General features: G+C 70.7%; 21 protein-coding genes. 18 read left to right on the forward strand and 3 right to left on the reverse strand.

Annotated features, from left to right (window positions below; all coding sequences use genetic code 11):
* Positions 1 to 54 precede the first annotated feature (54 nt).
* A complete protein-coding gene (locus K206_RS0115590) occupies positions 55 to 618 on the reverse strand; it encodes an HdeD family acid-resistance protein (protein WP_020203327.1) in 564 nt (187 codons plus the stop codon).
* 265 nt (positions 619 to 883) lie between these two features.
* Between K206_RS0115590 and K206_RS0115595 the strand changes: the two genes are divergently transcribed.
* On the forward strand, positions 884 to 1,774 hold the full coding sequence (locus K206_RS0115595) for a hypothetical protein (RefSeq protein WP_029043685.1): 891 nt from the start codon (positions 884 to 886) through the stop codon (positions 1,772 to 1,774).
* Between the two features lie 99 nt (positions 1,775 to 1,873).
* Here the strand turns inward: K206_RS0115595 and K206_RS0115600 are convergent, their stop codons facing one another.
* Entirely contained in the window at positions 1,874 to 2,173 is a 300-nt protein-coding gene (locus K206_RS0115600; RefSeq protein ID WP_020203329.1) for a hypothetical protein, read from the reverse strand.
* 362 nt (positions 2,174 to 2,535) lie between these two features.
* Positions 2,536 to 3,474 carry an amino acid ABC transporter substrate-binding protein gene (locus K206_RS0115605; protein WP_043366725.1) on the reverse strand — a complete coding sequence of 313 codons (939 nt, stop codon included), beginning with the start codon at positions 3,472 to 3,474 and terminating at the stop codon, positions 2,536 to 2,538.
* Between the two features lie 279 nt (positions 3,475 to 3,753).
* Between K206_RS0115605 and K206_RS38390 the strand changes: the two genes are divergently transcribed.
* The 17 genes from K206_RS38390 to K206_RS0115690 form a co-directional block, all read left to right on the forward strand.
* Positions 3,754 to 4,395 (forward strand): hypothetical protein, encoded by a 642-nt coding sequence (locus K206_RS38390; protein WP_155888090.1) that lies wholly within the window; start codon positions 3,754 to 3,756, stop codon positions 4,393 to 4,395.
* The gene (locus K206_RS0115615) at positions 4,392 to 4,613 is read left to right on the forward strand and encodes a hypothetical protein (RefSeq protein ID WP_020203332.1); all 222 of its coding nucleotides are present in this window, start codon (positions 4,392 to 4,394) and stop codon (positions 4,611 to 4,613) included. Before K206_RS38390 ends, K206_RS0115615 begins: the two co-directional genes overlap by 4 nt.
* A gap of 306 nt (positions 4,614 to 4,919) precedes the next feature.
* Complete coding sequence (locus tag K206_RS0115620; RefSeq protein ID WP_020203333.1) at positions 4,920 to 6,692, forward strand: DUF2138 family protein; 1,773 nt, start codon at positions 4,920 to 4,922, stop codon at positions 6,690 to 6,692.
* Complete coding sequence (locus K206_RS0115625; protein WP_155888091.1) at positions 6,689 to 7,390, forward strand: DUF1175 family protein; 702 nt, start codon at positions 6,689 to 6,691, stop codon at positions 7,388 to 7,390. Before K206_RS0115620 ends, K206_RS0115625 begins: the two co-directional genes overlap by 4 nt.
* Positions 7,391 to 7,395: 5 nt before the next feature.
* The gene (locus K206_RS0115630; protein ID WP_231401611.1) at positions 7,396 to 12,189 is read left to right on the forward strand and encodes an alpha-2-macroglobulin; all 4,794 of its coding nucleotides are present in this window, start codon (positions 7,396 to 7,398) and stop codon (positions 12,187 to 12,189) included.
* A 7-nt stretch (positions 12,190 to 12,196) separates the two neighbouring features.
* Complete coding sequence (locus K206_RS0115635) at positions 12,197 to 13,933, forward strand: DUF2300 domain-containing protein (protein WP_020423799.1); 1,737 nt, start codon at positions 12,197 to 12,199, stop codon at positions 13,931 to 13,933.
* Complete coding sequence (locus tag K206_RS0115640; RefSeq protein WP_081651416.1) at positions 13,930 to 14,748, forward strand: YfaP family protein; 819 nt, start codon at positions 13,930 to 13,932, stop codon at positions 14,746 to 14,748. The genes K206_RS0115635 and K206_RS0115640 overlap by 4 nt, the downstream gene beginning before the upstream one ends.
* A gap of 50 nt (positions 14,749 to 14,798) precedes the next feature.
* Positions 14,799 to 15,641 (forward strand): YfaP family protein, encoded by an 843-nt coding sequence (locus K206_RS0115645; protein WP_020203338.1) that lies wholly within the window; start codon positions 14,799 to 14,801, stop codon positions 15,639 to 15,641.
* A gap of 19 nt (positions 15,642 to 15,660) precedes the next feature.
* On the forward strand, positions 15,661 to 16,839 hold the full coding sequence (locus tag K206_RS0115650; protein WP_020203339.1) for a glycosyltransferase: 1,179 nt from the start codon (positions 15,661 to 15,663) through the stop codon (positions 16,837 to 16,839).
* Positions 16,839 to 17,360, forward strand: a complete 522-nt coding sequence (locus tag K206_RS0115655) for a hypothetical protein (protein ID WP_020203340.1) — start codon at positions 16,839 to 16,841, stop codon at positions 17,358 to 17,360. Before K206_RS0115650 ends, K206_RS0115655 begins: the two co-directional genes overlap by 1 nt.
* Before the next feature lie 156 nt (positions 17,361 to 17,516).
* Positions 17,517 to 18,638, forward strand: a complete 1,122-nt coding sequence (locus tag K206_RS0115660; protein WP_029043690.1) for an acyltransferase — start codon at positions 17,517 to 17,519, stop codon at positions 18,636 to 18,638.
* A 262-nt stretch (positions 18,639 to 18,900) separates the two neighbouring features.
* Positions 18,901 to 20,139, forward strand: coding sequence for a GTP cyclohydrolase II (locus K206_RS0115665; RefSeq protein ID WP_020203342.1), 1,239 nt, complete (start codon positions 18,901 to 18,903; stop codon positions 20,137 to 20,139).
* A complete protein-coding gene (locus tag K206_RS0115670; RefSeq protein WP_020203343.1) occupies positions 20,136 to 21,446 on the forward strand; it encodes a URC4/urg3 family protein in 1,311 nt (436 codons plus the stop codon). The genes K206_RS0115665 and K206_RS0115670 overlap by 4 nt, the downstream gene beginning before the upstream one ends.
* Positions 21,447 to 21,517: 71 nt before the next feature.
* Complete coding sequence (gene upp / locus K206_RS0115675; RefSeq protein WP_020203344.1) at positions 21,518 to 22,177, forward strand: uracil phosphoribosyltransferase; 660 nt, start codon at positions 21,518 to 21,520, stop codon at positions 22,175 to 22,177.
* A complete protein-coding gene (locus K206_RS38395) occupies positions 22,177 to 22,893 on the forward strand; it encodes a TetR/AcrR family transcriptional regulator (protein WP_020203345.1) in 717 nt (238 codons plus the stop codon). Before upp ends, K206_RS38395 begins: the two co-directional genes overlap by 1 nt.
* Positions 22,883 to 23,890 (forward strand): BMP family protein, encoded by a 1,008-nt coding sequence (locus tag K206_RS0115685; RefSeq protein WP_029043691.1) that lies wholly within the window; start codon positions 22,883 to 22,885, stop codon positions 23,888 to 23,890. The genes K206_RS38395 and K206_RS0115685 overlap by 11 nt, the downstream gene beginning before the upstream one ends.
* A gap of 73 nt (positions 23,891 to 23,963) precedes the next feature.
* On the forward strand, positions 23,964 to 24,199 hold a 236-nt coding region (locus K206_RS0115690; RefSeq protein ID WP_369796894.1), incomplete at its 3' end, for an ATP-binding cassette domain-containing protein.

The following is a 24,199-nucleotide window of genomic DNA, read 5'->3' on the forward strand; positions in this document are numbered from 1 at the left end:
CCCCGCCTGCGGCGGGGGCGGGCGGCGCCCGCGAGGCCCGTCGCGCGCGGCCCGTCAGCCCGGAAGTGGCGCCGCCGGCCCGTTGCGGGCGCCGCGCAGGCGCAGCGCCACGCCGATCAGGAGCACGCCCCAGACCAGCGCCCAGGCCCCGATCAGCCACAGCAGCGCGAGCGCGCCGGCCAGCGGCTGCCACAGCAGCAGGAACGCAAAGACGATGCTGGCCACGCCGGCCAGCACCAGCCACCATTCGTTCGGCATGTCCTTGCGCAGGCGGATGGCGGCCACGATCTGCAGCACGCCGGTGGCCAGCGTCCAGGCCGCGATATACAACAGCAGCGAAAATGCCGTGACCACGGGGCTGAACCACGTCAGCAGCCCCACGCCCAGGCCGAGCAGGCCCTGCAGCGCCAGGATGCCGCGGTCGCTGGCCTCGCGCTGGCTCCCCGAGATGGCCATCGCCAGCGCGGTCACGCCGTCGGCTGCGGCAAAGGCGCCGAACACCAGCACCAGCGCGGCCAGCGTGGCAATGGGCGCGAACAGCGCGCAGATGCCGAACAGCAGCGCGAACGCGCCGCGCAGGCCGACGACCCACCAGAGCTTGGCGTAGTAGTGAAGCATGGAAACTCCCTGACGAACGGCAGGCTGCCGCGGCGGGCATGTGGCCTGCATCGACGAAGACCGACAAGACAAGCCAGCGAAAAAGCGCTACTTTCTAGTGTCCCGATGCCGGAGCCCGCCGAACCGGGGGACGCGGGATTCAGGGCACTTTTCAGGGCACTTGCCAGTACATTGGTCCAGCGCGGGCGCACACGCCTGCCCGCCCTGGCGCGCGGTGCCTTGCCGGGACCAGCGGGGGCGTGAAATCATTCTAGACAGGAATCATGTGAGGACAAAGGCGCAACTGGCCGGGGTGGCCGCCCTGGCGGCGGGACTGCTGGCGCACGGCGGCCCCGCGCTCGCCCAGGCCGCGCCGCCGGGCCAGGCCGCGGCGCAGATGCCGATGGAAGCCGTGGCGCGCTCCGCGGCGTTCCTGTGCGACGCGCCGTGGTTCCGCTCCGGCGCGCGCGTGCAGATGGAAGGCGACGGCGACATGCCCACTTCCATCACCATGACGCTGCGCCACGCCACCAAGAGCGCCGACGGCTGCCGGGCGCAGCTCGAAGTGCGCTCCAAGTCGGCGCTCTCCGCGCTGATGGGGCCGCCGGTCATCATGGACCAGATCCACATGGTCAACATCGAGCGCCGCGCCAGCACGGCTCGGACCAGCATCGAAAGCGAGCATGCCGTGATCAACGCGCAGGGGCGCTATGCCCGCATGTACGGCGAGGCGGCGTTCCGCGGGCAGGGCGTGTTCAACTACGCCGGGCAGGACATCCGCGAAGGCGGCACGCTCGACGGCGAGACCTTCGAGTCCAGCGTCTCGCTGCAGATCTATCCGCTGGGCCGGGACGAAGCCATCGGCAACATGCGCGCGCTCTATGCGTCGATCAACGTCGGCACGCGCCACGTCGGCAAGCGCCAGATGATCGACACCGTGCTGGGCCGCAAGGAATGCATGCCCATCACCTACGAGAAGCGGACCTCGCTGGGGCCGCTGATGGTGGACGAGGAAGTCGTGCAGGTGGAGCCCGCGGTGCTGAACGTCACCGACTGGTACTGCCCGGCGGAGGCCTTCGTCTTGCGCACCGAGGTCCGGCAGCGGGACAAGCAGGACAACAAGGAAAGCAAGGTCGAGCGCATCGACGTGACCGCGCTGGAACTGGGCGCGCCCTGAGCGCTGCCGCGCGGTCCGCCATGACCTCGCGCACGAATGCCTGAAAGCATGAAGCCCGCCGGCTGGCGGGCTTCATGCGGTGCGGCCGGCTGCCGCCGGTCAGCTTGCGGCGGCTGCCGAAGCGGCTTTCTTGGTCTTCTTGCCCTTCTTGTGCGATTTCTTCGCGGCCGGTGCCGAGGCGTCGCCGGTCAGGTCGGCGCGCGTGCTCTTGTTCGCGCCCTGGGTGTACGGGTCGAACTTGTCGCCGGACTTGGCGCCCTGGGTATACGGGTCGAACTTCTCGCCCGACTTGGCTCCCTGGCTGTACGGGTCGAACTTCTTCCCGCCGGTCTGGGCCTGGGCAGCCACGGAAACGGCGCCGATGCAAAGCGCGATGGCTGTCGCGACGAACTTGTTCATGGTTTCTCCTGGAAAATGCCGCCTTGCGGCGGTTCGAGTGCGCGGAAAAATCGCCGTGGGGAGATGCGCCTTGCCTGAGCCTGGCCGCCCCTGCAGGTTTGTCCGCTCGGGCCCAGTGTCGCCAACATTTCGCCGGCTTGTCAACTTGCGGCGGTCGGCGTTGTATTGCCGGGAACACGGTTGATGCCGGCCTATGGAAAGCCGCTATTGCCGTAGTCGCCGGCTCTTGCTTGCCAGCCGCCGCGAATGTGCGTCGTGCTCCATGCGGAGGGCGCGGCATTGCGGAATTGTGCGTCGCCAGGCGCAAAAAAATCCCGCGAGCCTGCCGGCTGCGGGATTCCTCGGGGGCGGGATGGGCGCGCTTATTCGGTGGCGACGTCGGAAGGGTGCTTCCACGCCTCGCGCACCTGCGCGCTCGGCGCCAGCGCGAGATTGATGCCGCGCGCCCCGATCGGCTGCTGGAACCACTGCTTCTGCAGCGCCACCACCTGCGGGCCGGCAAACGCCGAGGCCAGGGTCTGGTCCACCAGCTGTTTCCATTCCGGGTCGGCGCGCGACATCATCAGCGCGTTCTGCTCGGTCGACAGCGCCGGGCCGACGATCACGTACTGCGACGGATCCTTGGCGCGGGCGCGCAGGCCGGCCAGCAGCACGTCGTCCATCACGAAAGCCTGGGCGCGGCCGGACTCGAGCAGCAGGAAGGACTCGCCGTGGTCCTTGGCGTAGACATCGTGGAAGCCGTACTGGCCCTTGAGGCGGCGCACGTGGCGGTCGCCGGTGGAGCCGGCGCTGGTCACCACGGTCTTGCCGCGCAGGTCGTCGAACGACTGGATGCCCGAATCCGCGCGCACCAGCATGCGCACCGTCGAGATGTAGTGCGACACGCTGAACGCCACCTGCTTCTGGCGCTCCAGCGAATTCGTGTTGGGTGCGCAGTCCAGGTCGACCAGGCCGTTGACCACGGCCGGGATGCGGTTCTGCGGGGTGAGCGGCATCCAGCGCACCTTGATGGCGTTCAGGCCCAGCTTGACGCGCGCGGCCTCGGCGGCGCGCAGGCACAGGTCCACGGCGTAACCGGCGGGCTGGCCCTTGTCGTCGGCGAAGGAAAACGGCAGCGCCGATTCGCGGTAGCCGAGCACGATGGTACCGGTGCTGCGGATCTTGTCGAGCACAGGGCTCGCGCCCTGGGCCAGGGCGGCGTGGGGAGCGGCGGCGATGGCGCCGGCGGCAAGCGCGACCCCGGCCAGCAGGCGGAAAGCGCGCGCCGCGCCGGCGCGGCGGAGGGTGACAAACGGCAGCATCGTGGCGAAATTCTCAAAAAAACGAAGGCTACGCGCGTTGCCGCAGTGCACAAAGTACATCTTGGTCATAAGCAAATTCGCCGCCGTGCAGGCCAGGCCGGGCTTGGACTGTCTGGCAGGAATGAGCCGGTCGGCTCGATTTCGGCCCGCTTCGCGACACGCGCATCACGGTAGGTGGCAGTCATGGGCGTTCCGGGCGATCACGTTGCCGGAACTGCTGGGCGCTCGGCGGCCTGCCGATCTTGAGAGGGCTGTGCCGAGGCTGCTAAGATCGCCGCCGTGGATGCCAGAGATGATATTACCAAGGCACATTTCAACGGGAAGGTCGATGTTTCATATGACCCGTCCGTCTCTGAAGATACCCGTGCCGCCATGCAGCCTGCCCAGATAGCCCGGCTCGCGGGTGCTATGGACGATTCCCGCATCCAGGTTGCCGAATCCGCAAAGGCCATCTTCCTCACGGTCAGGCACAGGATGCTCACCGAGATGATTCGCGAGATCCGAACGGGAGAAGACGGGCTGGTATTGATCGTCAATGAGTCCTTCTTGTTGAAGACGGAATATCAGAACCAGGGGCTTGGGGTCAGGAGTTTCGCAATCGAGGCCACCGAGGCGTCGGCGCAAGACTTCTCGAAGATCGTCACCGAAGCTGTCGGCAGCCGCGACAGCGCCCACTTCAATGGCTACTACACGTGGCCGCGGCTCGGCTACGATGCCGAACTGGAACCTGGCGAGCGGGCAAGGTTGCCCGAGCCTCTGCAATACGCCACGACGGTCCTCGATCTGATGGACTCCGAGGAGGGACGCGCCTGGTGGTATGAGAACGGGGCCGGCAGATTGATGGAGTTCGACCTGAAGCCTGACAGCCGGTCGTGGGCTATACTCAACCGATACATGCAGGAAAACGGAATTCGGTTATGACGGCGCTTGCCAGCATGCTAGCCAAGAAATTGCGCCCTTCGACGCGCCAGGAGATTGAACGTGCCGCAAAGGGCACGGGAAGGCGTTCGGACCTTAGCTTTGAAGAGGCCGGATTGGCGGGGGAGGTCGAATCCTTGCGAAAGGGCGCGGTGCTTGCCCGCAAAGCAGCCGGGAAGGACAAGACCGTCGTGGTCGTCAGGAAAGGCAAGGCAGCGTAAACGCCAGCAAGAATCGAAGGGGCCGCGCCACAGCGCGGCCCCTTTTCATTTGGACGATCTCATTTGGACGATTCGACACCAAGGTGCGAATCGCCAATGCCCGCCCGGCTCTGCCGCGCGGGCATTTTCTTGCCCGCGGGCGGCATCATCGTGCCGACTGTGTGACAGACAGAGCCGGATCTATCACAAATTTTCACAGCGCCCCGCTTGCGAGGGGATCGATGTGCACGGTACGCTACCGGGCGCGCCGCGTTCGTGACGTAGGGCGACCAAGAGTAGGGCGACCAAGAAAACGGGAAGGGGACCATGAAGATGTCGCGCAGGAAAATCGCGCTTGGCGTGGCCGCGCTGGCGGTTGCCGCGGGCGTGGCGGTGCAGCTTGTCTGGCATCCTTTTGGCAGGCCGTGGAAGGGCCAGCCGCGGCAGGTCGAGCTCGATTTCGGCCGCCCGGACGCGCTGGTCGACAGCGAGAGCCTGTCCAGCCTGCCGCGCGACATGCTGCGCGTGCCGCTGCTGCGCGATGTCCTCACCGAGGACTTCGTCAACTATTACGAGGACAACGAGGGCCGCTTGTCGGTGGCCGGCGCGCTGCGCCGCATCGCCTTCGAGCATGACCTCGACTGGTCCGACAGCCTGCTCAAGCGCGTGTTCGACGAGCCCGGCCGCCTGATGGCGTGGCGCGGCGCCGACGGCACGCTGCGCTACTGGGCGCTGGCGATGGAACGCAACGGGCTGGCCAAGGTGCTGCAGGCACTGGCCACCGTGGCGCCGGCCGATGCCCAGCTCACGCGCGCCGGCGAGATCGACGGCACGCCGCTCTACGCGCTGCGCATCGGCGCCGCGCGCAGCCTGCTGATCGCCGGCAAGGGCGACCGCCTGGTGGTGCTGTCGGAGGCGGGCATGCTGCTCGATGCCGAGAGCAAGCCCATCGGCGCGCGCGCCAAGGCGGTGGCGGCGTGGCTGTCCGACGATGCCGCCGCGCGCGAGGCGCCGCTGCGGTCGTTCGCGCTCGAGCCCGCCAAGGGCGCGCCGAAGGGGCACCGCGCGGTGGTCGGGGTGAACTATCTCTCGTTCGGCTACCAGGCTTTCTTCCCCGGCATCGAAGCGCTGCGCTTCGATTTCGCCGGCGCCGATACCAAGGCCGCCGGCGGCGGCGCCGACTGGAGCAGCGCGGTGCTGGTCGACGGCGCCCGCCTGCCGGACCAGTGGAATGCCGCCGCGCTCTGGCAGGCCCTGCCGGCCGATCCGGCCGCCTGCGCCACCTTGCCGGTCGACTGGCAGGCCGCCGGCAAGATGCTGCAGAAGGTCAGCGGCGCCCAGGACGAACTGGCCGCGCAGGTCGGCCAGGCGTTCGAAGGACCGGCCGCGGTGTGCTGGTACAGCAAGTCCGCGCTGGTCGCGCCGCTGTTCATGGCGCGGCTCAAGTCGGCGGCGGCGGCGGCCGCGCTGCGGCCGCTGCTGGCCAGCCTGTTCGCGCAGGTCATCGGCGCCTACGAGCCCAAGGCCGCCGCCGAGCAGGGCGGCTACGCGCGGCTGCCCGTGCAGGCCAGCAAGGGCGCCGGCGGCGCGGACCTGTGGTCGCGCCCGGTCAGCTCGCCCTACGGCACGCGCGAAGCCAAGGGCGCGCCGTTCGCCGAGCAGTTGTCCGCGGGCGCCTATTTCCCCGTCACGCTGGCGCTGGCCGGCGATACCGTGCTGTTCTCGCCGGACGCCACGCTGGTCGACGACGCGCTGGCGGTGCGCGGCAAGCGCTTCCCGGCGGCGGCCGACACCATGCCGCGCGAGCAGCAGGCCCGCACGGTGCTGAGCTTCACCCCGTCCACGCTGGCGCCGCTGGTGCGGCGCGAGGCCACCAAGGCGCTGCCGGCCGAGCAGGAAGCACTGTTCCTGAACGCGGCGCGCGCCCATCTGTTCCCCAAGCTCAAGGCGCTCGGCGCCTATCCGGCGATGTCGCTGGTGCTGGCCGACAGCCTGCCCTCGGGCCGCGCCTGGGTGCCGGTGACGTGGCGGCAGTCCGGCGCGCCGCGCGGCGTGCTGGCCAGCGCGGCGCAGCCGCGGGCGGCGGAGGCCGCGCAGTGACGGCAGCGTTGCGCGGCCGGCGCGCCGCGCTGGCGGTGCTGGCCGCCGCCGGCCTGCCGCTGGCCGGCATCGGCCGCGCGCTGGCGCTGTCGGGCCTGGCGCCCGACGTGCCCGCGGCCGATCTGCTCGACCCCGCGCAGTCGGCGGTGTTCCGCGCGTGGTTCGTGCGCATCGTCGGCGAGCAGTTGCGGCAGGGCCCGACCCCGCGCTGGTACCAGCGCGACTGCGCCGGCCTGGTCCGCTTTGCCGTGGGCGAGGCGCTGCGCGTGCACGACGCGCGCTGGCTGCGCGCCAACGGCATGCAGGGCGCGGCCTCCGCGCGCCAGCTTCCGCCCGAGCTGAATCTCACCGCCGCCCAGCGCACGCTCGGCCAGCGCTGGACGCGCGCCGACGGCAGCACCGGCGCCTATGCCTCGGCGCTCGCGCTGGTGCAGGGCAACAGCCGCTTCGTCGCGCGCAACGTCAATCTGGCGCTGCCCGGCGACCTGCTGTTCTACGACCAGGGCGACGAGCAGCACCTGATGATCTGGATGGGCCAGTCCCTAGCCTACCACACCGGCACCGTGACCCGCACCGACAACGGTTTGCGTGCCGTCACCCTTTCCCGCTTGATGCAATGGAACGATTCGCGCTGGCAGCCGCAGGACGGCAATCCCAATTTCATCGGCGTATTCCGTTTCGCTTTTTTGTCGAGGTAAAGACGATGCCTGTCGTCATGACGCGCGCCCGCGCGCTCCTGCGTTCCGTGACCGCCCGCCTGCTGCTGGCGCTTGCCCTGCTGGGCGGGGCCCACGCCGCCAGCGCCGAAGGGCAGCCGGGCGCCACGCTCGACACGGTGCCGCCCAGCGGCTACGCCGCGTTCCAGGGCCAGCCGTTCTTCCTGCTCTCGGATGCCAGCTTCGGCAGCGACCAGACCGCGCAGGTGCGGCTCGAAGCGCCGGGCCGCGAGTACAAGGCGGAACTGCAGCGCTACGGCGGCGCCGACATCCTGGTCTACCGCGTGGCCGATCCGCTCGCCTTCCTGCGCGCGCAGAAGAACCTGCACCGCATCGACGTCAAGGCCAGCTACCGCGGCGAAGGGCTGGCCAACACGCTGTCCTACCTGTGGGACAGCTGGTACAAGCAGGCGCGCCGCGCGTGGCAGCGCGTGCTGTCGTTCGCCACGCGCAGCAAGGCGGTGGAGGACGCGCCGCAGTTCAGCATGGGCGACCAGATCGCCCAGCCCACGCGCTTCGAGAACAACCCGCAATACGAGCCGCTCAAGGGCTACGACGTGGTGGCGCGCTTCCGCTACCCGATCTGGGACGCCAAGGAGATCGCGCCGCCCAAGGACGTCAAGCTCGAAGGCAGCAGCAGCGAATTCCTGCCGCGCGACGCCGGCAACGTGATGGTGCCGCTGGGCAAGCTCAAGCCGGGCCTGTACATCGTCGAAGGCATCATCGGCACCTACCGCGCGCATACGCTGCTGTTCGTCTCGGACACCGTGGCCATCACCAAGAGCACCGCCGACGGCATGCTGGTATGGGCCGCGCAGCGCAAGAGCGGCCGCCCCGTGAGCGGCGCCAGCCTGGCGTGGACCGACGGCCTCGGCGTGCTGCAAAGCGCCACCACCGGCGCCGACGGCGCGGCGGAACTCGCGCACGCCAGCCCCGAGCGCAGCTACCTGCTCGGCGTGGACCCGGCGGGCGGCGCCTTCATCTCGGAAAACTTCTACTACGACAGCGAGATCTACAACACCAAGCTGTTCGCCTTCACCGACCGGCCGCTGTACCGCCCCGGCGACGAGGTGCGCGTCAAGTTCATCGGCCGCAATTTCCGCAGCGCCACGGAGTCGGCGCCCGCCGCCGCCGGCGACATCAAGCTCGAGGTGCTCGACCCCAACGGTGTGCCGCTGGCCTCGCTTGGCACCGTGCTCAACGCCGACAACGGCGCCGACGCGCGCTTCACGCTGCCGGCCAACGCGCTGGCCGGCGGCTACACGCTGCGCTTCGACTACGGCGGCAACACTTACGGCGGCGCCTTCCGCGTGGCCGAATACATCAAGCCGCATTTCGACGTCAACCTCGCGCTCGACAAGGCCGACTACGCCACCGGCGAGGCCGTCAAGGGCAAGATCCAGCTGCGCTATCCCGACGGCAAGCCGGTCAAGGACGCCAGGCTGTCGGTCAGCCTGCGCGCGCAGCAGGTGACGATGGTCGAGGGCGAGCTGCGCTACGCGGGCCTGTTCCCGGTCAAGCTGGAGCAGCAGGAACTGACCACCGACGGCAGCGGCAACGCCACGCTCGCGCTGCCGGCGGCCAGGGAGCCGAGCCGCTACGTGGTCACGGTGTTCGCCAACGACGGCGCGGCCTACCGCGTCAAGGTCACGCGCGAGCTGCTGATCGCGCGCGGCGCCACGCCGTACAAGCTGACCGGCCCGGCCAACTTCACCAACGCCGGGCAGAGCGTGACCTTCACGCTGCAGGCGCTGGCCGCCCAGGCGGCGGCACCGGCGCAGGCGCCTGCCAGCTGGGAACTGGTGCGGCTCGAATCGCGCGCGCGCACCGAGGGCAAGCTGGGCGCGGCCGCCAATGGCGCGCTGTCGTTCCCGGTGAAGTTCGACCAGCCGGGCTCGTACACGCTGTCGGTCAAGGACGCCGCGGGCAACCTGCTGGCGGCGGCCAGCCACTGGGTCGCGGGCGAGGGCCTGCAGACCGTGCCCGGCAATATCGAGATCGTGTTCGACCGCGACCGCTACCGCATTGGCGACACCGCCGAGGCGCTGGTGACGTTCCCGCTGGCGGTGGAGGACGCGCTGCTCACGCTGGAGCGCGACCGCGTCGAGCGCCGCGGCCTGCTGTCCAGGGGCGGCGACTGGCTCTCGCTGGAAAAGGTCACGGACCGGCAGTGGCGCGCGCGCATCAAGGTCGGCAACGGCTTCAGCCCCAACATGACGTTCTCGGTGCTGTACGTGAAGGACGGCGACTACGTGTTCCAGAACGCCGGCATCGCCGTGGTGCAGCCGACCATCGATCTGGCCGTCAAGAGCGACAAGCCGGTCTATGCGCCCGGCGAGACCGTCACGCTGGACCTGAGCAGCGCCTTCGGCGGCAAGCCGGTGCCGGCCAACCTCACGGTCAGCGTGGTCGACGAAATGGTCTACGTGCTGCAGCCGGAGATCGCGCCGAGCATCGTCGACTTCTTCTACCATCCGCGCCGCAACAGCGTGCGCACCACCTCCAGCCTGAACTTCATCGGCTATGACCTGGCCGTCTCCGGCCAGCAGGGCGGCGCCGGCCCCGAGCGCGGCCGCTACAACGAGCGCGGCGTCAAGGTGCTGGAGCGCCCGCGCCGCGACGAGAAGGACACCGCCGCGTGGGAAGCCAGCCTGCGCACCGGCGCCGACGGGCGCGCGCGCATGACCTTCGTCATGCCGGACTCGCTCACCCGCTGGCGCATCACCGTGCGCGCCATCGCCGCGGATGGCACGGTCGGCCAGCGCACCGCCAACATCCGCTCGGACAAGGCGCTGTACCTCAAGTGGACCGGCCCGCAGCGCTACCGCGCCGAGGATGCGCCGCGCATCGACATGGTCGCCTTCAACCAGGGCGAGCAGGACGTCGCCGCCGACCTCGTGGCCACGGGCGCGGGCCTGAACGTCAGTCAGAGCGTCACGCTCAAGCGCGGCGCCAACTACGTGCGCCTGCCGGTGGCGCCGGGCGCGCTGCGCAGCGGCACGGTCAGCGCCGAGATCCGGCAGCAGGGCAAGGCGGTGGACCGCCTGCAGACCACGCTGACGGTGGAGCCCACCGGCTGGCTGTCGCAGCGCGAGCTGACGCTGCCGCTGTCGGGCGCCAACGCCGCGTTCAAGCTGCCGGCCGACGCGCAGGACGTGCGCTTGCGTTTCGTCGACAGCGCCGCCAGCCAGTTCGCCCGCGTGGCCGACGACCTGCTGGCCTATCCCTACGGCTGCACCGAGCAGACCGCCAGCCGCCTGATTCCGCTGGCGCTGGCCCAGCGCAGCCTGGCCGCGAGCGGTGCCAGTATCGGCGCCAATACCGGCGCCAATACCGGCGGCGACACGCAGGGCCTGGATGCGCTGGTGCGCACCCAGCGCCAGCGCCTGGCGCTGCTGGCCGGCGTCAACGGCCAGTTCGGCTGGTGGGGCGACACGCTCGGCAACAGCGCGCTGCTGACCGCCTACGCTTACTACGCCGACTGGCTGGCCGCGCGCGCGGTCGGCGTCAGCCTGCCGCCCGACCACTGGAAGCGCACGCTGGATGCCTACAAGCAGAGCATGAAGGAGCCGCCGCTGCACCGCGTGCTGGCGCTGTGGTTCATCAACGAAATGGGCCTGCCGGTGGCGACGCAGCTGGGCGGCGTGTCCGCCGAGCTGGGCCGGCCCAGCGGCGATGCAAGCGCCGCCGTGGGGGCCGGCGACAGCCTGGTCTTCGCCGCGCCCGATTCGCCGCAGGGTCGCCGCGTGGCCACCGTGCTGGCCGCGCAGCTCTACAAGCAGATCGGCCAGCCCATGCCCGAAGGGCTGGCAAGCGCGGCCGACGCCGCGCGCCAGGCGCTGGCCGCCGATCCTTCGCCGCTGGTGCAGAGCCTGCTGCTGATGGCCGGCAAGGGCGCCGCCGCCTCGGACGTGCAGGCGCTGCTGTCGCGCGCCGGCGCCGCCAGCCCGACCATCGACCGCGCCGTGACCCTGGTGTGGCTCGACAAGGCGCTCGGCGGCGGCCTTGGCCGCGGCCTGTCCGGCGAGGCCGGCGCCGCGCCGCGCGCGCCGCAAGGCAACTGGCAGGCCGCGCGCGGCCCGCTCGGCCTGCCCGAATGGCGCTGGGCCGGCGCGCAGTTGCCGGAGGCGCTGACGCTGGCCGCGCCGCCGAACATGGACGCGGCATCGCAGTCGTACAACACCAATGCGGTGGTGTCGTACCGCAGCCGCGCGCAGGAGGCGCCGGGCCTGCCGGTCGGCATCGAGCGCAAGCTCTACCGGCTGGTGCCGGCCGGGGAGGAGGGCAAGACCGACAAGGCCGACAAGGGCGGCAAGCCGGCCGATCCCTCCGCCGCCGGCACCGCGGGCCTGGCGTTCTCGGCCAGGCCGGTCAAGCCGGGCGACAAGCTCGACAGCAATACGCTCTACGTCGACGAGATCGTGCTGAGCCCGCGCCAGGGCACTTACCGCTACGGACTGGTCGAGGCGCCGCTGCCGCCGGGCGGCGAAGTCGAGGGCACCACCTGGGGCCTGCGCATCGAAGGCCTGCCCGACCCCGACAACAAGGCCGCCGGCCTGCAGCCGTTCCAGCGCGCCGTGACCTACGAGATGGGCATGCTGTCGTACCACCAGCCGGTGGTCGCGCTGGAGCGGCCCGTGGTGCTGCGCCAACTGGTGCGGTTCTCGCTGCCGGGCAAGTTCAGCCTGCCGCCGGTGCGCTACTTCCGCATGTACCAGCCGGGGGCCAAGGCCCTGCAGGGCGACGGCAAGACCGCGGCCTTCCCGCTGACGGTGGAGTGAGGCCGGCATGCGCGCGGCCGTGACGGCAGGCAGGGCGGGGCGCCGCGGGGCGCGCCGCTTGGTGCATTGTCTTGCGCTGCTGATTTCCTTGTCCTGCGTCGCGCCCGCGTTCGCCGCGGCGCAGGCGCAGGGCGGCGAGCCGCTGCGCTTCGCGCGGCTGGCCGGCGGCGAGGCGCGGCTCTACCGCTTCGGCGGCGGCGGCGAGAGCGCGCCCGCGCCGTTGCCCGCCGGCCTGCGCACGCCGCTGGGCAGCGTGTGGAAGCTGTTCGTCTACAGCTACCTCGTGGGCCGCGACAAGCGCACCGAGGACTACACCTGCCGCGGCGGCGACCCCGAGGAAGTCTATTGCTGCACGGCCGGCCAGGGCATCGACCGCGAGCATGCGCTGGTGCGGTCGTGCGGGCGCTATTTCGAGCCGCGCCGGCTGGGTCTGTCGGGCGCCGACTGGCGCCGCTTCTGGCAGGACGCCGGCGCGCCCGCCTGGCTGCAGGACATGCAGGCGATGCGCCCGGAGCATGCGGTGCCGGTGGCCGAGCTGCTGGCGGCGCTGCACGCGGTGCCGCCCGCCGCGCAGCAGGCCGCCTCGGCCACGCTGGTGTCGGTGCTGACCGTGGGGCGCGGCGAAGGCACGCTGGCCGACTACGGCAGTCTGCTGCGCGCCAAGACCTGGACCATGCCCGATCCGGCGCGGCCGGGCGCGTCCATCGGCGGCGCGGCCGGCTGGCTGGCCGACGGCAGCCCGGCGTGGCTGGGCGGGCAGGGCGCCAGCGCCAGTGTGCTGCGGCGCGCGGCGCCGCTGCTGCGGCCGCTGCTGGCCGCGGTGCCGGTGCCCGACGACGGCGCCTGCGTGCTGGTCGACCTGTTCGAGCGCTACCCGCTGCGCGATGTGCGCGGCGCCGATGGCAAGGCCGCGCCGGCCGGCCCGCTCGACGGCAGCTTCCGCGCCGAGTTCGCCAACGGCAACAGCGCGCGCGTGGCAAGCCGCGGCGAGCTCAGCCTGCTGCGCCCGGCCGGCGCCGCGCCGCGCGTGGTCGGGCGCTTCGGCCTCAACGACTACGTGGCGCGCGTGGTGGAGCGCGAAGGCGACACCGCCGAGCCCGAGGCGGCCCGCGCGCTGGCCGTGGCCGCGCGCAGCTACCTGGTCCAGCAGGCCACGCGCGAGCAGGGCTGCTTCCGCATCGCCGACAGCAGCCGCACCCAGCGCGTGCTGCCGCGTCCCGCCGGCGCCGCCGCGCGGCGCGCGGCCGACCAGACCGACGCGCTGGTGCTGTCCGGCGTGGCCGTGCGCTACCACCACGATGCCGGCGGCCAGGGCCGCATGGCGTGGACCGAGGCCCGGCGCGCGGCCGCGCAGGGGCAGGCGTTCGACGCCATCCTCGCGCGCTGGTGGCCGCAGGCCACGCTGACCTCGTTCCAGAGCCCGGTGGCCGGCGACTGCCTGGCGGTCGCCGGCGCGCGCCAATGGCTGGCGCAGCGCGCGCCGCAATGGCAGCGCCGGCTCGGCGCCGAGCCCGGCTTCGAGGCGCCGCCGCTGCCCGCGGTGTGCGAGGTGCGCGAAGGCCGGCCCTATGCCGACGCGCGCCGCAACCGGCTCTACATCCACCGGCTCGCCAGCGAGGACGACCGCATCGCGCTGGCGCATGAATACCTGCATCTCGCATTCGCGCGCCATCCGCGCGGCCAGGACGAGTCGTTCGTCGAAAGCCTCGCGCGCCGGCTGGTGCGCAGGGAAGATCCCTCATGAACCGCCATTCTCTTTTTTCGCGTTGCTGGCGCCGCGTGGCGCTGGCTTGCGCGCTGGCGCCGCTGGCCGCCACGGCCGGTCCGGTGGCCGACCTCGACGGCCCCGCCGGCGGCTGGCGCCACAGCGGCCTGTCCAGCGAGCTGGAGCGCTACACGGCGGCCTATCCCAAGCCGCCGGTGGACCGCGGCGCGCAGAAATACCGCACGCTGATCGAAGGCCGCCTGCGCCAGGCCGGCAGCGCAGGCCGCAAGCCGCCCACGCTGGTGGTCAACGGCAACGCCATGCCGCTCTATGCCGACGAGCAGGGCCGCTTTGCGCGGCCGTGGGCGTTCGGGCGCGGCTCCAACAGCGTGGAGATCATTTCCGCCGACGGCGCCGCGCGCCAGCGCCTGCAGTTCTACGAGGCCGACGCCACCAAGGTCCAGGCCAGGCTGCGCGCGGTGCTGACGTGGGACGATCCCAAGGCGGAAGTCGACCTCCATGTGATCTCGCCCGAAGGCGGGCACGCTTTCTGGGCCAGCCCGCTGCTGGCCGAGGGTGGCGGGCTCGACGTGGACAGCGTGGACGGCGCCGGCCCCGAAATTTTCTCCAGCGCCGCGCCGCGCCCCGGCGTGTGGCTGTTCTACGTGAACTACTGGGGCAACTTCGACGCGAGCGGCTACAACTTCCAGTCCGGGGCGAACGCGCGCGACCTGATCACCGCCAAGCTCACGCTGATCTACAACGAAAACACCCTCAACGAAAAGCGCGAGACGCTGGTGATGCCGCTGCGCAAGCTGGGCGAACTGGCGCTGATGAAGTCGGTGCGCTTCTGAAGCCCGCCGCCGGGAAAGACAATGCCCGCAAGGGCGATGGGACTGTGGATATGCATCGCAAGCCGAACCTCGTTCTAGCCAGCCTGATCCTGCCGCTGCTGGCCACCGCCGCGCACGCCGGCGACGCCATCGAGTTCACCACGCCGCGCAACGGCTGGCGCAACGCCGCCGGCGACACGGCTGCCTACACGCAGGAGGTCCACTATCCGGCGGTGTCGGTGTCCACGCCGGCGGGGCAGCCCGCCAGCGCGATGATCGCCGGGCGCATCCGTACCTCGCCCAAGGCCGACGCGGGCGATGCTGGCGATGCGGCCAGCGCCGCCGCGCCGGCTGCCCGCGGGCGGCGCGGCGCCGGCCAGGTCGCCACGCTGGTGGTCAACGGCGTCGCCATGCCGCAGCGGGTGGAAGAAGACGGTAGCTTTTCGCGGCCCTACGCCTTCTCCGGCGGCAGCAACAGCGTGGAGATGCGCACCGCGCAGGGCGCCGGCAAGCGCGTGCAGTTCTACGACGGCTACCAGGGCCGGACCCGCCCGCGCCTGCGCGTGGTACTGTCCTGGGACAGCGACGCGACCGACCTCGACCTGCACGTGGTGGCGCCCGACGGCCAGCACATTTTCTACGCCAACCGCGTGGCCGGCAACGGCGGCGCGCTCGACGTGGACGTGACCACCGGCTACGGGCCGGAGATCTACTCGATCGCCGCGCCGCCGCCCGGCACCTACCTCGTCTACGTGAACTACTACGGCAGCGGCGCGGGGCCCGAGGCGATCACCGTGGCGCAGGTGGCGGTCATCACGGACGAGAACACGCCCAACGAAAAGCAGCAGGTCTTCCGCGTGCCGATGCGCAAGCCCGGCGAGCTGACCCTGATCAAGTCCTTTGTCATGAAGTGACCCGGAACCGATGCCCCCGATGCCGCCCCCGCCGCCGCACAAGATCCTGTTTCTCAGCGTTTCCGCCGGCGCCGGCCACATGCGCGCGGCCGAGGCGCTGCGCCTGACCGCGCAGGCCGAATTCCCCGAGGTGCGGACCTTGCATCTCGACGTGATGGGCTACGTGCCCGCCACCTTCCGCAAGCTCTACACGGATTTCTACATCAAGCTGGTCAACAGCTATCCGGCCCTGTGGGGCATGCTTTACGCTCACACTTCCGAGGCCGATCCGGCCGCGCCCATGCAGAAGCTGCGGCGCGCCGCCGAGCGCCTGAGCACGCGCGCGCTGCGCCGCGCGATCGACGAGTTCGCGCCGGACGCCATCGTCTGCACGCATTTCCTGCCGGCCGAGATCCTGATGCACGAGGTGCGCCGCCAGCGCCTGGCGGTGCCGGTGTGGGTGCAGGTGACTGACTTCGACCTGCACGGCATGTGGGTGATCCCGCATATGACCGGCTACTTCGCCGCCAGCGAGGAGATCGCCTTCCGCATGCGCGCGAGCCGCATCGAGCCGGACCGCGTCCATGCCACCGGCATCCCCGTGGTGCCGGCCTTCACCGCGCCGCAGGACCGGCAGGCCTGCGCCGCGCACTTCGGGCTGGACCCGGCGCGGCGCACCATCATGCTGATGGGCGGCGGCGCCGGCCTCGGCGGCCTGGACGAGGTGGCCGGCGCGCTGCTGGGGCTGGACCACGACTTCCAATTGATCGTCATGGCCGGGCGCAACGAGGCCGCGCTGGCGCGCCTCGGGGCGCTCGCCGCCGCCCGGCCGGGCCGGCTGTTCCCGTTCGGCTTCACCGACGAGGTGGCGCGGCTGATGGCCTGCTCCGACCTCGTCATCACCAAGCCGGGCGGCCTCACCACCTCCGAGTGCCTGGCGATGGGCGTGCCGATGATCGTCAACGCGCCGATCCCCGGGCAGGAAGAGCGCAATGCCGACTACCTGCTGGAGCAGGGCGCGGCGCTCAAGTCGGTGGACCTGGTCTCGCTCGAATACCGCGTGCGCCTGCTGCTGGCCGAGCCGGCGCGGCTGGCGCAGATGCGCGAGCGCGCCCGCGCGCTGGGCCGGCCGGCGGCGGCGCGGCGCGTGCTGCAGACCGTGCTGGCGCAACTGTCCGGCCGGCCGCAGCCGGCGCCGGCGCTGGCGGGGGCGCACTGATGCGCTCCCTGAACCTCTCGGCCCTGCCGCGGCAGGCGCAGGCCTGGCCCCCGCGCCATCCGCTGGCGCTGGTGCTGACGGTCGGCTGGACCCTGCTGATGGCGTACTTCTTCGCCAACGTCGAGATCCAGATCGAAGGCGCCGCCGGCTGGGCCGCCAACCTGCCGACCTGGCGCATCGAGCGCCACTGGCTGCTGGACATCTTCTGGGGCGGGCGCCCCATGACCGGCTATCACGCCTGGGTGTTTCCGTGCGTGGCGCTGTTCTTCCATTTCCCGCTGCTGTTCGCCGGGCGCTGGAACTGGCGCGCCGAGGCCCGGGTGCTCGCCTGCATCATGCTGTTCTGGATTACGGAGGACTTTCTCTGGTTCGTGCTCAACCCGGCCTACGGCGTGGCGCGCTTCGCGCCGGCGTTCGTGCCGTGGCATGTCCACTGGCTGGGCGGCGCGCCGACCGACTACTGGGTCGGCCTCGGCGCGGCGGCGGCGCTGCTGTGGTTTTCGTGCCGGCGGCCGGGCTGAACCGGGCTGAACCGGAGGAGCGCACGAGAACGGGGAATCGGGCAGTGGCGGGAAAGTGACGCGGCGGGCGGGTACCGCACCGCGGCGGTGCGCCATGCACACATAGGAGTAGAATCACGCCTCCTGCACTTTGTCGCATTCTTATAACAAATAACGATGAGCCCCCGTCCTTCGCGCATGGCGTGCATTGACGCACTCAAGGCGATCAGCTCGCAGCTGATCGTGCTGCATCACCTTGCTTTCTACGGCCCGATGTCGGATGTGGCCCACGTGCTGGCCCCCGACCTGCTCGACTGGTTCTCGCAGTACGCGCGCATCGCGGTGCAGGCCTTCCTCGTCATCAGCGGCTTCCTGGCGGCGCGCAGCCTCGCGCCCGGCGGCCACCTGATGGTGCCGCATCCGCTGCTGGCGATCTGGCGGCGCTACCAGAAGCTGGTGGTGCCCTACACCGTGGCCATCCTGATCGCCATCGCTGGCGCCGCGATCGCGCGCACCTGGATGCATCACGATTCCATTCCCGGCGCGCCGGGCCTGCACCAGTTCCTGGCGCACGTGCTGCTGCTGCACAACGTGCTCGATTTCGACGCGCTCTCGGCGGGCGTCTGGTACGTGGCCATCGACCTGCAGCTGTTCGCGCTGCTGATCGTGGCGCTGTGGGCGGCGCGCCTGTGCGCGCGCCGGCTGGAAGCGGGCGGCGCGGCGCTGGGCATGCTGGCGGTGTCGGCGCTGGCGCTGGCGTCGCTGTTCTGGTTCAACCGCGATGCCGCCTGGGACGTGTGGGCGATCTATTTCTTCGGCGCCTATGGCATGGGCACGCTGGCGTACTGGGCCTCCGCGCCCGAGCGCTCGCCGGTGGCGCTGCTGGTGCTGGGCGCGGCGGTGGCGGCCGCGCTGATCGTGGATTTCCGCCTGCGCATCGCGGTGGCGCTGGCGGTGGCGCTGCTGCTGGGCATGGCGCGCCGCGGCGGCTGGCTGGAGCACTGGCCGCGCGCCAGCGCGCTGGCATTTTTCGGGCGCATTTCCTACTCGGTGTTCTTGGTCCACTTCCCGGTCTGCCTGGTGGTCAACGCGGTGGTGTTCCATCTTGCGCCACAGCAGCCGGTGCTCAATGCGCTCGGCATGGTCGCGGCATGGCTGCTGAGCAACGTGGCCGGCACGCTGTTCCATCGTTATGTGGAAAGCGGGGCGCCGCTGAGCGCGATGCGCCAGGCGCTGTGGCCGACCCGTGCCGGGTCCGCTGCGCGGCGCCAGCCGGTGGGGCGCGAGCGCTCCACCTGAACTGCCGGCCGGCAGGCCCGGCTTCCTGCGCGGCGCGTTCCAGGCGGCGCCCGGCCCACCCAGGCCGGGCGCCGCTTTCACATGGTGCCACTGCACCACAAGCCGGCGGCGGGCCGCACGCGCACGGTGCGCCCGGGCGCCGCGCGGCAGGGTTGGCCGCGCAACATACGGTAAAAACGAGCATTGGGATATGGCATGAAGGTTGCCTACTATGGAATCGTAAACCTGACCGTTTGGTCAGGATTCCCGTTCCGAGGCTGCCATGTCCGATCATATCGTCCTGACCTCGCACGCACGCCGCGACAAGCCGGCGGAGCCCATCCACTGGGGTGCGGCCACCGCCGCGGAGCGCGGTCCCGTGATCGCCAGCCTCACCAATCCCGCGCAGCGCAACGTGATCGGCACCCACTCGGGCGCCTACGCGGTCTATCGCGCGCTGGCGGTGGCCTCGGGCAAGCTGCAGCGCGACCACCGCGCCGACCTGACCGACACCGCGCCGGCCGAGGTGATCGGCCCGCATCCGCAGTGGGCCGACCCGGACAAGATCGTCTCGCTGGACCCGTGGGGCCACCTGGTCTCCACCGCGTTTGCCGACCGCATCGCGGCGGGCATCGACATCCGCCCGTCGATCGCCATCACGCGCGCCCACATCAACATGCCGGAGCTGGCCGGCGCCATCGCCGCCGGGCGGCTGGTGCCGGACGGCCAGATCCTGCACGCCAACGGCGACGTGCGCGTCACCAAGGCCGCGATCGACCCGGTGTGGTACCTGCCGGGGCTGGCGCGGCGCTTCGACATCAAGGAAAGCGTGCTGCGCCGCGCGCTGTTCGAGCAGACCAGCGGCATGTTCCCGGAACTGGTGACGCGGCCCGACCTGAAGGTGTTCCTGCCGCCCATCGGCGGCATGACGCTGTATTTCTTCGGCGACGTCGGCAAGCTCGGCAAGCCCGAGACCCGCGTGGCATGCCGCGTGCATGACGAATGCAACGGCTCCGACGTGTTCGGCTCCGACATCTGCACCTGCCGGCCCTATCTCGCGCATGGCATCGAAGTCTGCATCGAGATGGCGCAGCAGGGCGGCGTGGGCCTGGTGGTCTACAACCGCAAGGAAGGCCGGGCGCTGGGCGAAGTCACCAAGTTCCTGGTCTACAACGCGCGCAAGCGCCAGGTCGGCGGCGACCGCGCCGAGACCTATTTCGCGCGCACCGAATGCGTGGCCGGCGTGCAGGACATGCGCTTCCAGGAACTCATGCCCGACGTCTTCCACTGGCTCGGCATCAAGCGCATCGACCGCTGGGCCTCGATGAGCAACATGAAGCATGGGGCGCTGACCGCGCAGGGCATCGAAGTGGTCGAGCAGGTGGCGATTCCCGATGCGCTGATCCCGGCCGACGCCCGCGTGGAAATCGACGCCAAGGTAGCGGCTGGCTACTTCACGAGCTATACCCCGCCCGACGCGGAAGAACTGGCGCTGGCAAAGGGTAGAGGACTGGACGAATGAACGAGACACCTGAAGCGGGCGCGCCGGGCGGCGCGTCCGGCGGCTTCACCGATGCGCCCGGCTGGGCCAGCCCGGTGCCGCCGGGGCATCCGGCCGCGGCGCTGCTGACCGGCCAGGCCGTGCGCACGCGCTGCGCGGCCGTGACCGGGCACGTGGCGGCGGGCGCGTCCGAGCTGTTTACCTGGCACCCGGACCGCATCCCGGCGGTGGCCGACTACGTGGCGGCCACCATCCGCCAGCGCTACCCGGACCTGAACGTGCCGTATCACAGCCGCTGGCGCCATTTCGAGAGCGGCCAGGGCGGCGAGCGGCTGGACCGCTGGCAGATCCTGTGCGAGCGCGGCGGCTTGTCCGGCGAGGCGGACCGCGAGGAACGGGCCCGCATCGGCATCGACCTGGTGATCCCCAGCGTGCTGCTCGACGCCGGCGCCGGCCCGGACTGGCGCTACCGCGACCCGGCCAGCGACCTGCTGCTCACGCGCTCGGAAGGGCTCGGCGTGGCCAGCTTCGACCTGTTCGCGCGCGGCGGCTTTTCCGCGCAGCTCGGCCAGCCGCTGCGCGCCGATGCCGAGCGGCTGATGCGCATCGATGCATCCTCCATCGCCACCGCGTTCCAGGTGGCGCAGCACAACCCGCTGGTCGGCCTGGAAGGCCGCGCCGGGCTGCTGCGCCGGCTGGGCGAGGTGGCGCGGGCCACGCCCGCCGTGTTCGGCACGCCGGCGCGGCTGGGCAACCTGTACGACTACCTCAAGGCGCACGCCGTCGACGGCCGCATCGAAGCCGGCTTCGTGCTGACCACGCTGCTGGTGGCGCTGGGGCCGGTGTGGCCCGGCCGCGTCAAGCTGGAGGGCGTCTCGCTGGGCGACTGCTGGCATCACCCGGCCTGCGCCGACGGCCTGGTGCCGTTCCACAAGCTCACGCAATGGCTGACGTACTCGCTGCTGGAGCCGCTCGAGGACGCCGGCCTGACCGTGACGGGGCTGGAAGTCCTCACCGGCCTGCCCGAATACCGCAACGGCGGCCTGCTGTTCGACTTCGAGCTGATGGTGCCGCGCGATCCGGCCTTCGCCAGCGTCACGCATACGGTGGACGAGCCGGTCATCGTGGAGTGGCGCGCGCTCACCGTCACCGGGCTGGACCTGGTGGCGGCGTCGGTGCGCGAGGCGCTCGGGCTGTCGGCCGAGGCCTTCCCGCTGGCGCGCGTGCTGGAGGGCGGCACCTGGGCGGCGGGACGGCGCATTGCCGCCAAGCGCAGGCCGGGCGGCGCGCCGCCCTTCGCCATCGACAGCGACGGCACGGTGTTCTAGCCGCCGCGCCGCGCGCTTTCCCGCCGCGCGCGGCACGACCTTTTCGCGATTCGCCTCCCGAGGAGCGCAACATGACCGACCTTTCCGCCGTACCGCCCGTCACGCCTTCGGTGATGGTGGTGGACCATCCGCTCGTGCAGCACAAGGTCACGCTGGTCCGCAGCGAGGACACCACCACCGACAATTTCCGGCGGCTGGTGCGCGAGATCAGCCAGTTGCTGACCTACGAGGCCACGCGCGACCTGGCGATGGAGACCATCGCCATCAAGACGCCGATCGCGCCGATGGAGTCGCCGGTGCTGTCCGGCAAGAAGCTGTGCCTGGTGTCGATCCTGCGCGCCGGCAACGGCTTCCTGGACGGCATGCTGGACCTGCTGCCGGCCGCGCGCGTGGGCCACATCGGCCTGTACCGCGACCCGGAGACGCTGGAGCCGATCGAGTATTACTTCAAGATGCCGGAGGACATCCACGAGCGGCTGGTGATCGTGGTGGACCCGATGCTGGCCACCGGCAATTCCGCCATCGCCGCGCTCAACCGCCTCAAGGAAGCCGGCGTGAGCACGCTCAAGTACGTGTGCCTGATCGCCTCGCGCCAGGGCTTGCGCGCGCTGCAGGCGGCGCATCCGGACGTGGCCATCGTCACCGCCGCCATCGACGAGGAGCTCAACGAGCACGGCTACATCGTGCCCGGCCTGGGCGACGCGGGCGACAGGCTCTACGGCACCAAGTGATGGGCGCGCCGGCCACGGCGCAGCCGCCATGCTTCCCGCCGCGGCGGGAGGCGGCTGGCGGGCGCATCCGCCAGGAGAACGAGGCGCTGATCCTGCGCGCGGCCGAATACGTGTTCGCGCGCGCCGGGTTCGCCGGCGCCACGATGGCCGAGATCGCCACGCGCGCGGGCGTGCCCAAGTCCAACCTGCATTACTACTTCCGCACCAAGCAGGCGCTGTACCGCGCGGTGCTGGCGCACACGCTGGCGCTGTGGCTGTCCGAGACCGACATCATCGACGCCGGGCAGCGCCCGCAGGTGGCGCTGGAGCAGTACATCCGCGCCAAGATGCGGCTGTCGGCCAGCCACCCGGACGCCTCGCGCGTGTTCGCCAACGAGCTGCTGCACGGCGCGCCGGAGATCCGCGACGTGCTCAGCGGCGCGCTGCGCGCGCTGGTGCTGCGCAAGGCCGGCGTCATCAAGGAGTGGATCGCGCGCGGCGAGATGGCCAGCGTGGATCCGCGGCACCTGTTCTTCACGATCTGGGCCGCCACCCAGACCTATGCCGATTTTGAGTCGCAGGTATGCGCCGTGCTCGGGGTGAGCCACCTGGGCCAGCGCGATTTCGAACAGGCCACCGACCACCTGGTGCGGCTGCTGCTGCGCGGTTGCGGGCTGGAACCGGCCGGCCTGGCCGTGGAGTTATCGTCAACAAGGGGAGAAAACCATGAGGTTTGAGGGCAAGCGCAGGACCTGGTTGAAACTGGCGGCCGCCGCCGCCGGCGCAAGCGCGCTGGCCGGCGTGCAGCCGGCATGGGCGCAGGCCAGGGTGAAGGTCGCGGCCGTGTACACGGTGCCGGTCGAGCAGCAGTGGGTGTCGCGCATCCACAAGGCGCTCAACGAGGCCAAGGCGCGTGGTGAGATCGACTACGTGTTCTCGGAAAGCGTGTCCAACGCCGACTACGAGCGCGTGCTGCGCCAGTATGCCGAGCAGGGCTCGGCGCTGATCCTGGGCGAATCCTTCGCGGTCGAGGCGGCCGCGCGCAAGGTGGCCAGGGACTATCCCAAGACCGCCTTCCTGATGGGCTCGTCCGGCAAGCCCCAGGCGCCCAACTTCTCGGTGTTCGACAACTACATCCAGGAGCCTTCCTACCTGACCGGCATGATCGCCGGCGGCATCACCAAGACCAACCATATCGGCATGGTCGGCGGTTATGCCATCCCCGAGGTCAACCGGCTGATGCACGCCTTCATGGAAGGCGCGCGCGAGGTCAATCCCAAGGTGAAGTTCACGGTCAGCTTCATCGGCTCGTGGTTCGATCCGCCCAAGGCCAAGGAAGCCGCCTTCGCCATGATCGACAAGGGCGCGGACGTGCTCTACGCCGAGCGCTTCGGCGTCTCCGACGCGGCCAAGGAGAAGGGCCGGCTGGCCATCGGCAACGTCATCAACACCCAGCCGCAGTATCCGGCCACGGTGGTGGCCTCGGCGCTGTGGAACATGGAGCCCACGGTGGCCGCGGCGCTGGCCAAGGTCAAGTCGGGCCAGTTCAAGAACGAGGACTACGGCTCGTATTCGCTGATGAAGTACAAGGGCGCCGAGCTGGCGCCGCTAGGCACCTTCGAAGGCAAGGTGCCGGCCGACGTGATGGCCAAAGTCAAGGCGAAGGAGAAGGCCATTCTCGACGGCAAGTTCGTGGTGAAGGTGGTGGAGACGGAGCCGAAGTCGACGCAGTGAGGCTGGCGTTGGTAGCGCCGGTCCCGTCTTTCTCCCCTCCCCACTTTGTGGGAGAGGGGAGCGAACCATTGGTATTCCTGATGCTCCGCATTTCGTTTCCATGCCAACTCCCATCCTCCGCCTGAACGGCATCACCAAGCGCTTCGGCACGCTGCTGGCCAACGACGCCATCTCGCTGGAACTCCGGCGCGGCGAGGTGCTGGCCCTGCTGGGCGAGAACGGCGCGGGCAAGAGCACGCTGGTCAGCATCCTGTTCGGCCATTACGTGGCCGACGCCGGCACCGTGGAGGTCGACGGCCGGGCGCTGCC

The organism is Cupriavidus sp. WS, from assembly GCF_000395345.1.
GTDB lineage: Bacteria > Pseudomonadota > Gammaproteobacteria > Burkholderiales > Burkholderiaceae > Cupriavidus > Cupriavidus basilensis_B.